Consider the following 14211-nt stretch of genomic DNA (forward strand, 5'->3'; position numbering starts at 1 on the left):
GTAGTACGGAAGGTCAGGCAGAGAGCTTCACCGGTTGTTCGCTGAAATCATCAGCGGGTTCCAGTCTGAGCGACATCTCTTCAATCATCTTATTCAGGTTCTTGTGAAACACTTTTAATGTCGTCTCAAGCTTCTCACGAACTTCAGCATCTTTAATGTTTTGCGCTTTCCAGATGCCATCTTTATCGAATAAACCAAAATGATAAACATAGGTAAAACGTTCAGCTTCAGCCTGTAGCTCAATCCACCAGCCCCAGAACTCACGCTTCTCTGGCGCGGGTTTCACGTTCACACAAACCGCTAAGCAGTCAAAGAAAAAGCGGTCGTTCTCGCATTTCCCTTCTCTAATGTACGGCCCCAATGTACCGAAACGTTTCATTAGCCTGCTTTTAGGATGACCACTTGGTAACGTCATTGTACAACCTCCATAGAAAGACGATCCTTTTTAGCAAAACGTTAGGAATTAGCAACCGTTAAGTTAACGCATATGCTTTTGCAACCACTCACAAATCTCGTGTAATGCGCGATCAAAATGCTCGTAAAGCGGCTCATTCTGAATCGCTAAAAGCTTACCGTCAGATGAAGAATCCGCAATCAACTTGGCTTCAGCCTTCGGACTGAAGATGTCATTTTCCCAATACGCGGCCAGCATTGGCGTCGGCGTTCTGCGCCCGAGCAGTCCCTGCATTTTCAGAGAATATCGATTAAGTTCGGTTTTGAGTGCGGAATCCGACGCGCTCGACATACCGAGCCGGCTCGCCAGCACATCCATATACATATCGGGAACCTGTTCCTGACATTTCGGGTCACTCAGCAGGGAATGCACCAGCGCGCCTAATGTGGCAACAGCGCAGACACGGCGCGGCTCTAGATAGGCCAGACGCACAGCGACGTTCGCACCAAAACGATAACCCAGCAGGCTGACGCGGCTGGCATCGACCCAGGGAACATCGGAAAGCTGGTGCAACACCTGCTGATGCAGGAAGCTGGTGTCCTGAGTGAGTTTCCACTTCGACGAAAACCCGATCGACGGCATGTCGATGGTCAGCATCGCAATGCCCATCGGCGCGAGATAAGAACGGAACAGGCGCTGGTGGTCACTTTGTAAGGTATCCAGACCGCCGCACACCATCACGGTCGGGAATGGCGCTTTGCCTTCATTCGGCAGGTGCAGAAAACCGGTGATCGGCGCTCCGCCCGGAATTTTGAAGTCGATCTCTTTGAGATCATACGGCGAATGATCAGACGATTTCTCGAACGCTTTATTGGCCAGTACTTCTGCCTGTTCCGCCAGCGTATCGCCTTTGAGATGCGGATAACCGGCGATGCTGTAAAGGTTCGCCGCCTTCAGCCAGTATTCGCTGGCGAGGTTCGGATCTTTTTCTTCTGCGGCTTTTTGCTGCCATACCATCGCCTGATTAGACCATTCGTACACCCAGTTGCCGTTACGGTAGCCAATCACGGTATCGAGCAGCAGCGGATCGCTGTGCTCAGCTTTGGACACCGCGATGCGCGAAAGCACTTCTTCGACTTCTAAAGGATCAACACCCCGCCACATCCACATCAGACGGTTAATGGTTCTGTACCAGCAATTTACCGTGTCGCCTTCCAGCGCAGTATGCATCGGCGGATGCGTATTATGATGATGAACGCGACGAACCAACGTCGAAGTTTCCGGGTATTTAAAGGAAGGTTTAAACAGTTTTTCCGTAAGATTGGCTGGAGCCATAATGCATGATCCTCCGTTAACAAGCAGCAAGTCGCCCGCAGGCAACCCTTTCTGGACGGGATTATAACCCGCCCACGTTGCGATAAGACAGGAGTGAGGTCAAGCAGAAAGGATTTCAAGTCAACAAAAGCAAAACGCCCGGCAATAAGCCAGGCGTCTTTTATAAAGTGCAGGGGATCATTTTCCCACTAAAGGAGGAACAAACACGACGCCCATATCCCACGGCTGTTCGATCCAGGTGTTCTGCGGAATGTCGATCACGTAATCATCGACCAGCGGCGCGCCAGCGGGTTTAGCGAAGATCGTGATGAAATGCGCTTTCGGATACATTTCGCGAATGGCTTTGGCGGTGCCACCGGTATCAACCAGATCGTCGATGACGATAAAGCCTTCGCCGTCGCCTTCTGCGCGTTTCAGCACGTGCATTTCGCGCTGATTATCATGGTCGTAGCTGGAGATACACACGGTATCCACATGGCGGATGCACAGCTCGCGAGCCAGCAACGCTGCAGGAACCAGGCCACCACGGCTGACTGCAATAATACCTTTCCATTGTTCTGCCGGCAGCAGGCGTTTAGCCATAGTGCGGGCGTGGATTTGCAGCATGTCCCAGGTTACAACGTATTTTTCGCTCATAAAGGTATCCCAGCCAGTGAATTAACGGCTTCTAAAAATATATTCGGGGGAAAAAAGGTTGCGCGAGATTATAGTGAGTCCGTCTCACAAAAACCAGCAATTATCTGGCCTCACTGACCCAAATATCCCGGAATTTATCCCCGCGCCCGCGCACAGGTTAAGATTAAGTGATATTCTGTCAGGCCACTCGCCACACAGTCTGGCGGGGATTACTTAACCTTAAACCTACAGCATCTCAATCAGTTCCCCTGCAAATGGAGCCTGAATGAGCTGACTGTTACAGGAGACTTATAGTGTCTGAACTGTCTCAGCTTTCGCCACAACCGTTGTGGGATATTTTTGCCAAAATCTGTTCAATTCCGCATCCTTCTTACCATGAAGAAGAACTGGCAAAACACATCGTTGAATGGGCACAGGAAAAGGGTATCCACGCTGAGCGTGATGAAGTCGGCAACATCTTGCTGCGCAAACCGGCCACCAAAGGCATGGAAAACCGCAAAGCCGTTGCCCTGCAGGCTCACCTCGATATGGTGCCGCAGAAAAACAACGATACCGTTCATGATTTCACTAAAGATCCGATCCAGCCGTTTATCGAAGACGGTTGGGTAAAAGCCCGCGGTACTACGCTGGGTTCTGACAACGGCATCGGTATGGCGTCCGCGCTGGCCGTTCTGGCTGATGACAGCGTAGAACACGGCCCGCTGGAAGTGCTGCTGACCATGACCGAAGAAACCGGTATGGCAGGCGCATTCGGCCTGCAACCGAACTGGTTACAGTCTGAAATCCTGATCAACACCGATTCCGAAACCGAAGGCGAAATCTACATGGGTTGCGCCGGCGGGATTGATTTTACTGCCACACTGCCACTGAGCCGTGAAGCGGTACCGGCAGGTTTCTCCACGCTGAAACTGACCCTGAAAGGGCTGAAAGGCGGTCACTCCGGCGCAGAAATTCACTTAGGTCTGGGCAACGCAAGCAAACTGCTGGCGCGTTTTCTGGCTGATAATGCCGAAACCCTTGGCCTGCGCGTGCTGGACTTCACCGGCGGCACACTGCGTAACGCCATCCCGCGTGAAGCGATTGTGACTCTGGCCGTTTCCGCTGATAAAGCAGATGCACTGAAAACGGCAGCTCAGGAATTCCTGGCGACCATTCAGTTCGAATTGTCTGCGGTTGAGAAGAAAATTGCTCTGGTAGTAGAACCGGCTGAAAGCGCTGCGAAAGCGCTGACCGCTGAAACTCAGGGCAAATTCATTGCCTTGCTGAACGCAACGCCTAACGGCGTGATCCGCATGAGTGATGACGTGAAAGGCGTGGTAGAAACCTCCCTGAACGTCGGTGTTGTCACCATGAAAGATGACGAAGTGGCGATCAACAGCCTGATCCGTTCTCTTATCGACAGCGGTAAAGAATACGTGGTCAGCATGCTGAATTCACTGAGTGAACTGACGGGCGCAAAAAGCCTGGCAAAAGGCAGCTACCCTGGCTGGAAACCTGAGCCAAGCTCTCCGGTCATGACTCTGGTGCGTGAAACTTACCAGACGCTGTTCAACAAAACCCCGAATATCATGGTTATCCATGCAGGTCTGGAATGCGGTCTGTTCAAAAAACCGTATCCGGAAATGGACATGGTTTCCATCGGGCCAACCATCACCGGGCCGCACTCGCCGGATGAGCAGGTTGAAATCGCCAGCGTCGAGCTGTACTGGAAACTGCTGACGGCTCTGCTGAAAGCGATTCCTGAACGCGGGTAATTTTTTGCTCCCTCCCCTGCGAAGGGGAGGGTTGGGGTGGGGTGGGGTATTAAAGCAAAATCACTAAGTTGAAGTTTGCACTACTCTCGGTGTTGCTTGCTAAACCCCCTCCCAGTCTCCCCTTTCGCAGGGGGAGGAGTTTAAATCCAAAAGAAGCTGCCGTTCTATCTGCGGATCCTGCAACGTCACATGTAACCCCACCAGCCTGACTCCCCGCCCGCCACGCCGTTGTTCCCAGGTATCACGCGCCACTTTCAGTAAATCTTCTTTATTAAGCACCGGCCAGACGTGTTCCTGCGTGGTCTGCTGGAAATCATGAAATTTGAGTTTTACACCCTGCCGCGCAATGCGCAGATCCGGGCTGACGCGGCTTAAACGCGTCTGCAATTCAGGGTATAAACGTTCAATCAGCGCCACACACTCTTCCCAGCTGTGAATATCTTCCGCCAGCGTGCGTTCCACACCGACAGATTTGCGCAGGCGTTCGGGAGAAATTTCACGTTCGTCGATACCCTGACAGCGTTCCCACAGCACGCGGCCAAACTTACCGAATCCCTTGAGCAGTTTAGCCAGATCGTAACGCTGCACATCGCCGCAGGTGATCAGCCCGTGCTCCTGCAAACGCTGGGCAGTGACTTTACCCACGCCGGGGATTTTACTCAGCGGAAGATCCTGCAAAAATGCGTCGACCTTATCCGGCGTGATCACAAACTGGCCGTTGGGTTTATTCAGATCAGAGGCGATTTTTGCCAGGAATTTAATCGGCGCAATCCCCGCAGAAGCGGTCAGATTGATTTCATCGAAAATGGCCTGACGGATCTCCGCCGCGATTAACGTGGCTGAACCGTTGCACTGCGTGGCCTCGGAAACATCCAGATAAGCTTCGTCGAGTGACAGCGGCTCGATCAATGGCGTATAACGCGCGAAGATTTCGCGAATGTGGTTTGAAGCTTCTTTGTAAGCCTCCATCCTGCCGGGAATGACTTTCAGATGCGGGCACAGTTTGAGGGCCATTCCGGTGGGCATAGCGCTGTGAACACCGAATTTGCGGGCGGGATAATTGGCGGTACTGATGACACCACGACGGTCACGACTGCCGCCAATGGCAATAGGAATGTCACGCAGGGAAGGATCATCGCGCATCTCGACGGCGGCGAAAAAGCAGTCCATATCCACGTGAATGATTTTACGCATAGCCCTCCCTCAATGACTGTATAAGTATACAGTTGAATGGCGTAATTTCAAACACAGAAAATATCGGTTAATTTCGCTTAATTAATCACCAGGAATGGCATTGGAATAGTTTTACAATTCAAAGCCACAGAAATGATTATTTGGTGATTGCTAAAAAATTAATCAGTATTAATATGGCATCGTTTCAGACAGGCAGTACATAAGAAGAAAATCAGTGGCGGTCCTACAGGCAGTTCAGCTGTAGACAAAATAATCAGAAATATTACCAATCAGGATTTAGAATGATCAGAATCGCGCTGTTTCTTGCGATGCTCCTCAGTTTGCCTTTATTTACAGCAAATTACGCCGTGGCCAGCGACGCTGTCCCGGTAAACGCAGCACTTAAAAAACAACTATTAGGTGCCCCCGTTTATATCCAGATTTTCAAACAAGAACGTAAACTCGAATTGTATGCTCAGCTCGACGGCGAATTTCGTCTGATCGGCAGCTATGGTATCTGCGATTTTTCCGGCGGTTTGGGAAATAAACGTCGTGAAGGCGATTTTAAAAGCCCGGAAGGTTTCTATAACGTGGATATTCACCACCTGAAACCCGACAGTCGTTTTTACCGCGCCATTAACATCGGCTTCCCGAATGCTTACGACATCTCGCAGGGTTATTCAGGTAAGTATCTGATGATCCACGGTAACTGTAAGTCTATCGGTTGCTATGCGATGACCGACGGTTATATGGACGAAATCTTTACCTATGTGCAGGCCGCGTTCCAGTTCGGGCAGCGTAATCTGCAAATCAGTATTTATCCATTCAAAATGACCGATGCCAACATGAAGGCGCATAAAAACTCAAGCTACTTCGGCTTCTGGAGCCAGTTGCAGCCGGGATATGCGTACTTTGAGAAACACCATCAGCCACCGAATGTCGTGGTGAGTGATGGTAAATATGAAGTGTTGCAGCCGTTGTCCAATACCCCGCTGTCTTCACAGCTGGCGTTCGCCCCGATGAAATAATGCGAACTCACCTGGGGCAATCTTGTTCCAGGTTTCGTTTGCTGTCAGCGGTTGCGTGGCAATCACGGTGACGACATCATTGGGTGTCGTCTGCTGCTGAAAATCAATTTCCACATCCTGATCCAACAATGTTGCCTTGCCGAAAGGCGCCCGACGGGTGATCCAGTGTAAATTCGTCGAGCAATAAGCCATCACAAAATTCCCGTCCGACAGCAGCATGTTAAACACCCCTTTCTGCCGTAACTCATCCGCCAGTGACGCGATATAGCGAAATACCGGTGGCCAGCTGGAGGGCCGGCGCGGATAACGTTGCGTGAGTTTATGCAGCAACCAGCAAAATGCGTACTCGCTGTCAGTCTGACCGACCGGGCGCAGGGTGCCGGTATCCAGCTGGCGATAGCCGCGAAGCTGACCGTTGTGCGCGTAAGTCCAGTTGCGTCCCCACAGTTCGCGGGTAAACGGATGGGTATTTTCCAGCGCCACTTCGCCACGGTTTGCCTGACGAATATGGGAAATCACCGCGCAGGACTTAATCGGGTATTCCTGAACAAGGCGGGCAATGGGCGAATTAAAACTTGGCGTCGGATCTTTAAAAGTGCGACAGCCATTCCCTTCATAAAAGGTAATGCCCCAGCCGTCTTTATGCGGGCCAGTCCCGCCACCGCGCTGAACTAATCCGCTGAAACTGAAACAAATATCAGTAGGAACGTTAGCGCTCATCCCGAGCAATTCGCACATCACCAGCCTCCTTTAATTATTCTAATAATGCGCTGCGCTAAGGTAAGACAAGGCGGAATCTGGCGAAGAAGCGGAGTTTACACAGAGTAAATGAGCATTCTGAGCCAGATTTCAACGCCGTATTACCAACGTGCGGCGAATTATTTCGCCATTTCTTTTTCGATTAAGAGAATCAGGATATGAATCACTTTGATATGGATTTCCTGCACGCGGTCTGCGAAACCAAAGTGCGGAACGCGGATTTCCACGTCGGCTGAGCCGTCCATTTTGCCGCCGTCTTTACCGGTCAGGGTAATGACTTTCATGCCTTTGGCACGCGCAGCTTCGATAGCCTTGATCACGTTACCGGAATTACCGGACGTGGAGATGCCCAGCAGAACGTCGCCTTTCTGGCCAACGGCTTCCAGATAGCGGGAGAAAATGTACTCATAACCGAAATCGTTGCCGACGCAGGAGATGTGGCTGACGTCAGAAATGGCAATCGCCGGATAGCCCGGACGGTTTTCGCGGTAACGGCCGGTCAGCTCTTCGGCGAAATGCATGGCGTCACAGTGTGAACCGCCGTTGCCGCAGGAAATGACTTTCCCACCCGCTTTGAATGAATCAGCCAGAAGCACAGCTGCACGTTGAATAGACTCAATATTTGCCGGATCGCTGATGAATTTATTCAGCGTATCAGCAGCTTCGTTCAGTTCAGTACGGATAATATCCTGGTACATAGCAGCCTCTTTTATATCCATTTGCAGCCGGTTTTAACACGGCCGATAGCAATAAAACGTTCCGTTGTGCAGTTTAACGGAAAGCCGAAACAGCGAGAAGCCATGAAGCGGTAATGATTCCGATAGTTTGGATTTTTGACGCTTCGTGCGACCGGTTTGTGAGCTGTGTTGTAATTAGTATGTAAACACATTGATAAAGAAATGAGCATGGACTAAAACCATTGTATCCCTACAACAGGTCAGACCTCCTACTACTCAGGAGCTTTACTATGATGGTTCTTAGCATTGTTGCATTTGTCGTGATCCTTGGTGTGTTGTTCTACCACAAGGTCAATCTTGCCCTCAGCAGCCTGATTTTACTGGCGTTTACTGCTGCCATGGGTGCCATTCATCTGTGGACGCTGTGGCTGTTACTGCCGCTGGCGATCATATTACTGCCATTCAATGTGCCCGCCCTGCGCCGCGCATTATTCTCTGCCCCTGCCCTTCGCACCTTCCGTAAAGTCATGCCCGCGATGTCGCGCACTGAAAAAGAAGCGATTGAAGCCGGGACTACCTGGTGGGAAGGCGATCTGTTTGGCGGTAAGCCGGACTGGAAAAAATTGCAGGATTATCCTGAACAACGCCTGACCGAAGAAGAGCAGCGTTTTATCGATGGTCCGGTGGAAGAAGCCTGCCGCATGGCGAATGACTTCCAGATAACCCATGAGCTGGCAGACTTGCCGCCGGAGCTGTGGGCGTATCTGAAAGAGCATCGCTTCTTCGCGATGATCATTAAGAAAGAGTATGGCGGCCTGGAATTCTCCGCTTATGCTCAGGCACGTGTGCTGCAAAAACTGGCCGGGGTATCTGGTATTCTGGCGATCACCGTCGGCGTGCCAAACTCCCTCGGTCCGGGCGAACTGCTGCAACATTACGGTACTGAAGAACAGAAAGATCACTATCTGCCGCGTCTGGCCGAAGGTCTGGAAATTCCTTGTTTTGCCCTGACCAGCCCGGAAGCGGGTTCTGATGCCGGCGCGATCCCTGACTTTGGTATTGTGTGTAAAGGTCAGTGGCAGGGCAAAGAAGTGCTCGGTATGCGTCTGACCTGGAACAAGCGCTACATCACGCTGGCCCCTATCGCCACCGTGCTGGGACTGGCGTTTAAACTGAAAGACCCCGATCACCTGCTGGGCAATGAAACCGAACTGGGCATAACTTGTGCGCTGATCCCGACTGATACCGCCGGTGTCGAAATCGGTCACCGTCACTTCCCGCTGAACGTGCCATTCCAGAACGGCCCGACGCGCGGCCACGATATTTTCGTGCCGATCGACTACATCATTGGCGGCCCGAAAATGGCCGGTCAGGGCTGGCGTATGCTGGTGGAATGTCTGTCCGTGGGACGTGGGATTACGCTGCCATCGAACTCAACGGGTAGCCTGAAATCTCTGGCGCTGGCGACCGGCGCATATGCTTATATCCGCCGTCAGTTCAAACTGCCTATCGGTAAAATGGAAGGCATCGAAGAGCCGCTGGCGCGTATTGCCGGTAACGCTTATGTGATGGACGCTGCCGCCACCCTGATTACTAACGGCATTATGCTCGGCGAAAAACCGGCTGTGTTGTCGGCTATCGTGAAATACCACTGTACTCACCGCGGCCAGCGCGCCGTGATGGATGCGATGGATATCACCGGGGGTAAAGGCATTATGCTTGGTACCAGCAACTTCGTGGCCCGTTCTTATCAGGGCGCGCCGATTGCCATCACCGTAGAAGGTGCCAACATTCTGACCCGCAGCATGATCATCTTCGGTCAGGGCGCTATCCGCTGCCATCCTTATGTTCTGCGTGAAATGGCCGCGGCGGAGAAAAACGATCTGGTTGATTTCGACCGTGCGCTCTTCGGGCATATCGGTCACGTCGGCAGCAACAAAATGCGCAGCTTCTGGCTGGGTCTGACTGGCGGGCGCACCAGCGATACGCCGGTTAATGATAAAACGGCCCGTTACTATCAGCACATCAACCGTCTGAGCGCTAACCTGGCGCTGCTGTCGGATGTTTCGATGGGCGTGCTCGGCGGCAGTCTGAAACGTCGCGAACGTATTTCTGCTCGTCTCGGCGATATCCTCAGCCAGATGTATCTGGCGACGGCCACGCTGAAACGTTATGACGAAGAAGGCTGTCACGAAGCGGATTTACCGCTGGTTCATTGGGGCGTGCAGGATTGTCTGCATCAGGCCGAAGTGGCTATCGACGATTTGCTGCGTAACTTCCCGAACCGTTTCGTGGCTGGCGTGATGCGTCTGGTGATTTTCCCGCTGGGCCTGTCTCACGCTGCACCGTCTGACCGTCTGGATCACGAATTGGCGCGGATTCTGCAGTTGCCATCCGCGACCCGCAGCCGCATTGGTCGCGGTCAGTATCTGGTACCCAGCGAGCACAACCCGGTCGGACTGCTGGAAGAAGCGTTGCAGGATATTCTGGCCGCTGAGCCGGTTCACAAACGTCTGTGCGAAGCGATGGGCAAAAAACTGCCATTCACCCGTCTGGATATTCTGGCGCAAAAGGGTCTGGATGCCGGTCATCTGAGTGCTGATGATGCGCGTATCCTGAGCCGTGCGGAAGAAAGCCGTCTGCGTTCCATTAACGTTGATGAGTTCGAACCGGATGCCCTGGCCGCACAAAAACCAGAAGCGGAGAAAGACAGCGCAAAAAAGGATGAGGCGAAACCCCGCCACACCGAAGCTGCCTGATTTAACCGTTAACCCATAAAAAAGCCTGAGTGTTTACGCACTCAGGCTTTTTGCTATTTGTGAAGACACATGCGTATTACCCTAAATAGTTCGTGCTGCAAAAAGGCGGCAAGCTCAGGAATCCCCGGGAGCTTAGATAACTAAGCGACCGGGGTGAGTGAGTACAGCCAACGCATTTGCGGTGCGAAATATGACGGGTAATCAGAAGAAGTATTTGAAGCGAACGCGCCCGCCGTATCTCTTCTCGTTACTGTCGTCATCTGAGTAAGTTCTCTCACCATCAAGCATGGACACGTAGGCGCCGAGATAGACGTTGAAGTTCTTCATATCCATGACGTTTGGGATGAGGTAGCTGGCGTGGATGGTGTGAATATCGTAGCTACCCGGTTCATTAAACCAGTCGTCTTTGTAATCTGACGCGTGCAGGCCATCAATACTGAAATCTTCGATTTTGTTATGCGCGTAGATGTAGCCCAGTTCGAGATTTTTCCACAGCACATTCGCTCCGACGGTAAAATCTTTTTCGTCTGTCGCGTCCATATATGCGGTGCTGAGGTTAGTCACAATGCCATTTTCCGGATCAGCTTTCTGCCCGTTCCAGGTCATGGTCATGCCATAACCATTACGTTTGGACTGATCTATGGTGTTACCCTGCGCATCTTTGTAGCCGTAAGCATTGTCGACCACGTTGGTTTCCATTGCGGCGGCAACTGAATAGACATCCCCTTTCCAGGCAATAACCGGGCGCAGATAGGCAACGTTTTTATCTTGTTCCAGATGGTTACCGTGATAATTGCTGTCGGCAAACAGTGAGGTACCGTCTTCAAGCAGGGTATTGAGCTCAAAGTACCAGTTGCCGATGTTTTTGTTCAGCAAGATGTTACCGCCGCTGTTACTACGCCCGCGCCCTTCTTTCATCATGTAGACATATCCGTAACCGTCAGCGTACAAATCGTTGGCGGTATTACCAGAATATTCGATGAAGGTATCCTGATTGAGCGGGAACATATCGTAGGCTTCGAATCGCCCGACTTTCGCCATCCAGTCTTTTTCTTCACCGAAGAAGAAGGCCGCATCATCCACGCCCATAGAACCATTTAAGTTGGCGGTCGGCTGTACGGAGAAACCGGAAAACTGACCATTTTCATTACGGCGATAACCATCAAGTCCGATTAATAAACGGCCATTCACATCCCAGCGCTCATTGGTGCCAGGCTTCCAGTGTTTATTATCATCGGTGCGAATAGATGTTAATTGCCCGCTACGACTGGTTCCGTCGACGTTAAATTCTACATCACCGTATAATTTCAAATTATCAAAGCCATTCAGGGTTAAAACCTTGTCTTTCGATATTCCGTCAGTTTTCACTTCTACCGGTGCGGCTTGTTTCACACTGGCTATTTCCTGCTCGCGCTTCACATCCTGTTTTGTGAGTTGCTGAATTTGTTTCTCAGCCGATTCTGCGCGCGCTTCTGCCTGCTGAAGGCGCTGTTCCAGCAGTGCCATACGGGCTTCGAGACTGGCACTGGAACTTGCCGCCATCGCTGAACCAGACACAGCGATCCCCACTAATAAAGCCAGTGTTTTAATCTTTCTCATAATTTCAGATGTCCTTCCCAATAGAAAACAAACCCGCCGTTATAAAATCAACGTCGTTGTTTTATTTTTTAAAAGAGTGCCCAGAGATTTCATAATGAGAAATGAAGATAGATTCATGCTTAATAAGCTGTCAAAAATAAACTGGGGAAACGTGAAGTAAAACTGTATTAACGAAATTTCATCCTTACAAAACTAATAAACGTAAAACGGGGCGCTTTTGTTAAAAGCACCCCGCTTATTATTCATCTCAAATATATTGCGCTAAAAAATATTTATTCAGCGTATGTTGAGGGTTCAACCCTTTTTGGGGCGAACTTTTGCTGTCAGACCTTTCAGGAAGTAACGCATCACCTGATCGCCGCAAGGACGGTAATTCTTGTGACCTTCTTTACGGAAGAACGCGCTCAGTTCACCTTCAGAGACTTTGAAGTCTGCCGCAGTGAGCACGGAAATCATGTCTTCGGTTTTCAGTTCAAACGCCACACGCAGTTTTTTCAGCATGATGTTATTGGTCAGGCGCTTTTCCACTTCCGGTGCCGGGAAGCGATCGTCTTTGCCACGTTTGAAACTGATCAGGCCATTGAGGAAGTTCGCCATGACTTCGTCCGGCACTTCCATGTAGCCTTCTTCGTCTTCTTTTTTCAGGTAACGCGACATCACTTCAGGGCTGACAGGCGTACCGGTCGTTTTGAGGATCTCGATCAGCTGGCCTTCACTTAAATCCAACATGTAGCGCACGCTGCGCAAGACATGGTTATGCATCATAATTCTGTATTCCTGTTAAAAGTAAACCGAGGAAATGCCACCGGGTTTACCCCTACGCACCTCGAAGCCGGCATTATACAAGAATCTTACAGGATTAGCTGAACTGACGGATCCGCGCAATAAGTGACTCCACATCGGTGATTTGTTGTGCGGTCAGAATAAGTTTTTGTCCGAGGCTCAGCGCATGGCGCTGGCAATCGGCGCGCATCGCGGCATCTTTAATGGTATCGAGATCAGCCACATGCGCCAGCCCGATGGTCCGGCGGATCAACTCCGCACCGCAATAACCGACCGCATCGTGCCAGACTTCATGCAAGAAAGCCTCTGCATAACCCGGCTCCGCCAGCGTCGGATCCTGTGATTTATCCCGCGCCAGTTTCAGGAAACGTTCGGAGAAACTCAGCCACAGTTCACGCACATCTTTCAGGCGCTGCTCGCGACCATCTGCCGCTTCCCGCACGCCGACCAATCCCGGCAGACCGCAGTAGTTAAGCAGCAAATTTCCCATCGCAGAACCCGGATCAAATCCAACCGGACCGTAATAGCCAAATTCCGCATCGATGGCTTTCAGTTTTCCTTCGGCGACGAAAATCGAACCGCTGTGAATATCCCCGTGCAGCAAAGCTTCTGCTTTGCTCAGGAAACGGTGTTTCAGGGCAGCGACCGCCAGACGCAGCGGTTTGTCGGCACGCAGCGCGTCCACTTCCGGCTGCAATACGGCATCAAAATTATTACGTTCGTGATCCACATACGGATCGGTAAAGAACAAATCTTCAGTTATCTGACACAGTTCCGGATTGGTAAAACGTGAAACTTCGGCTTTTTTGGTCTGCGCGTTCTGGAAGAAATCCGAGGTATGGAAAAGGGTCTGCGCCAGATATTCACCCAGCTGAGCTGAAGCCTGCGGGTAGTATTTTCCCTGCACGAGCTCACTGCGCCAGATGTGATGATCTGACAAATCTTCCTGCACCATCACCGCCAGTTCGGCATCATGATGCAATACGGTGACGGTATGTTGCGGGCAGTACTGACCGTGGATGATCAGGGTTTCAGCTTCAATACGCGCTCGATCTAACGTCAGCGGCCAGGATTCCCCCACACAACGCACATAAGGCAGCGCCTGTTTGACAATCACCCGGCTTTTACCCGCAGTATCACGGATCTTAAATACCAGATTCAGGTTTCCATCACCGATTTCATCGGCCGTCACCAGGGATTGAGGATCTGCCACGCCGCCAAACTGACGGGCATATTCAACGGCATCTTTGGCGGTAAATGTGTAGTAGCGCGACATCCTGACCTCTCGAATTCTTTTTTAGCCTTTAAAGCGTT

At 51.3% G+C, this 14211-nt stretch carries 12 protein-coding genes; 3 read left to right on the plus strand and 9 right to left on the minus strand.

Annotation, left to right across the window (positions count from 1 at the left end):
• Positions 1-13: 13 nt before the first annotated feature.
• From crl to gpt, 3 genes are all read right to left on the minus strand, one after another.
• The gene (crl, locus tag D5398_RS09465) at positions 14-415 is read right to left on the minus strand and encodes a sigma factor-binding protein Crl (RefSeq protein ID WP_120131791.1); all 402 of its coding nucleotides are present in this window, start codon (positions 413-415) and stop codon (positions 14-16) included.
• A gap of 63 nt (positions 416-478) precedes the next feature.
• Positions 479-1729 (minus strand): esterase FrsA, encoded by a 1251-nt coding sequence (frsA, locus tag D5398_RS09470; RefSeq protein WP_120507364.1) that lies wholly within the window; start codon positions 1727-1729, stop codon positions 479-481.
• Positions 1730-1906: 177 nt separating this feature from the next.
• A complete protein-coding gene (gene gpt, locus D5398_RS09475) occupies positions 1907-2365 on the minus strand; it encodes a xanthine phosphoribosyltransferase (RefSeq protein ID WP_120131793.1) in 459 nt (152 codons plus the stop codon).
• Positions 2366-2658: 293 nt separating this feature from the next.
• On the opposite strand from gpt, the gene pepD reads away from it, so the two are divergent.
• Positions 2659-4119: a beta-Ala-His dipeptidase gene (gene pepD, locus D5398_RS09480; RefSeq protein WP_120507365.1), complete on the plus strand. Its 1461-nt coding sequence runs from the start codon at positions 2659-2661 to the stop codon at positions 4117-4119.
• 99 nt (positions 4120-4218) lie between these two features.
• Here pepD and dinB read toward each other — a convergent pair whose 3' ends face one another.
• A complete protein-coding gene (gene dinB / locus D5398_RS09485) occupies positions 4219-5313 on the minus strand; it encodes a DNA polymerase IV (protein ID WP_120507366.1) in 1095 nt (364 codons plus the stop codon).
• Positions 5314-5594: 281 nt separating this feature from the next.
• Between dinB and dpaA the strand changes: the two genes are divergently transcribed.
• Positions 5595-6320: a peptidoglycan meso-diaminopimelic acid protein amidase gene (gene dpaA / locus D5398_RS09490; protein ID WP_120507367.1), complete on the plus strand. Its 726-nt coding sequence runs from the start codon at positions 5595-5597 to the stop codon at positions 6318-6320.
• On the opposite strand, the gene D5398_RS09495 is transcribed toward dpaA, so the two are convergent.
• Positions 6291-7058, minus strand: a complete 768-nt coding sequence (locus D5398_RS09495) for a class II glutamine amidotransferase (protein ID WP_120507368.1) — start codon at positions 7056-7058, stop codon at positions 6291-6293. The genes dpaA and D5398_RS09495 overlap by 30 nt on opposite strands.
• Before the next feature lie 140 nt (positions 7059-7198).
• Positions 7199-7777, minus strand: a complete 579-nt coding sequence (lpcA, locus tag D5398_RS09500) for a D-sedoheptulose 7-phosphate isomerase (protein ID WP_120163197.1) — start codon at positions 7775-7777, stop codon at positions 7199-7201.
• Positions 7778-8046: 269 nt separating this feature from the next.
• On the opposite strand from lpcA, the gene fadE reads away from it, so the two are divergent.
• On the plus strand, positions 8047-10515 hold the full coding sequence (gene fadE, locus D5398_RS09505) for an acyl-CoA dehydrogenase FadE (protein ID WP_120507369.1): 2469 nt from the start codon (positions 8047-8049) through the stop codon (positions 10513-10515).
• A 201-nt stretch (positions 10516-10716) separates the two neighbouring features.
• Here fadE and D5398_RS09510 read toward each other — a convergent pair whose 3' ends face one another.
• The 3 genes from D5398_RS09510 to mtnK all read right to left on the minus strand — a co-directional run bounded on the left by D5398_RS09510 (position 10717) and on the right by mtnK (position 14173).
• Positions 10717-12114, minus strand: a complete 1398-nt coding sequence (locus tag D5398_RS09510) for a carbohydrate porin (protein ID WP_120507370.1) — start codon at positions 12112-12114, stop codon at positions 10717-10719.
• 294 nt (positions 12115-12408) lie between these two features.
• Positions 12409-12879 (minus strand): YehS family protein, encoded by a 471-nt coding sequence (locus D5398_RS09515; protein ID WP_120507371.1) that lies wholly within the window; start codon positions 12877-12879, stop codon positions 12409-12411.
• A 94-nt stretch (positions 12880-12973) separates the two neighbouring features.
• A complete protein-coding gene (mtnK, locus tag D5398_RS09520; RefSeq protein WP_120507372.1) occupies positions 12974-14173 on the minus strand; it encodes an S-methyl-5-thioribose kinase in 1200 nt (399 codons plus the stop codon).
• Between the last annotated feature and the right edge of the window lie 38 nt (positions 14174-14211).

It is taken from the genome of Rahnella bruchi, assembly GCF_003614975.1.
In the GTDB taxonomy this organism is placed as follows: Bacteria; Pseudomonadota; Gammaproteobacteria; order Enterobacterales; family Enterobacteriaceae; genus Rahnella; species Rahnella bruchi.

Coding starts and splice junctions, on each gene's coding strand:
- gpt (WP_120131793.1), bottom strand. CDS start 2,365: ATGAGCGAAAAATACGTTGTAACCTGGGACATGCTGCAAATCCACGCC.
- dinB (WP_120507366.1), bottom strand. CDS start 5,313: ATGCGTAAAATCATTCACGTGGATATGGACTGCTTTTTCGCCGCCGTC.
- crl (WP_120131791.1), bottom strand. CDS start 415: ATGACGTTACCAAGTGGTCATCCTAAAAGCAGGCTAATGAAACGTTTC.
- frsA (WP_120507364.1), bottom strand. CDS start 1,729: ATGGCTCCAGCCAATCTTACGGAAAAACTGTTTAAACCTTCCTTTAAA.
- dpaA (WP_120507367.1), top strand. CDS start 5,595: ATGATCAGAATCGCGCTGTTTCTTGCGATGCTCCTCAGTTTGCCTTTA.
- D5398_RS09515 (WP_120507371.1), bottom strand. CDS start 12,879: ATGATGCATAACCATGTCTTGCGCAGCGTGCGCTACATGTTGGATTTA.
- mtnK (WP_120507372.1), bottom strand. CDS start 14,173: ATGTCGCGCTACTACACATTTACCGCCAAAGATGCCGTTGAATATGCC.
- D5398_RS09495 (WP_120507368.1), bottom strand. CDS start 7,058: ATGTGCGAATTGCTCGGGATGAGCGCTAACGTTCCTACTGATATTTGT.
- lpcA (WP_120163197.1), bottom strand. CDS start 7,777: ATGTACCAGGATATTATCCGTACTGAACTGAACGAAGCTGCTGATACG.
- fadE (WP_120507369.1), top strand. CDS start 8,047: ATGATGGTTCTTAGCATTGTTGCATTTGTCGTGATCCTTGGTGTGTTG.
- D5398_RS09510 (WP_120507370.1), bottom strand. CDS start 12,114: ATGAGAAAGATTAAAACACTGGCTTTATTAGTGGGGATCGCTGTGTCT.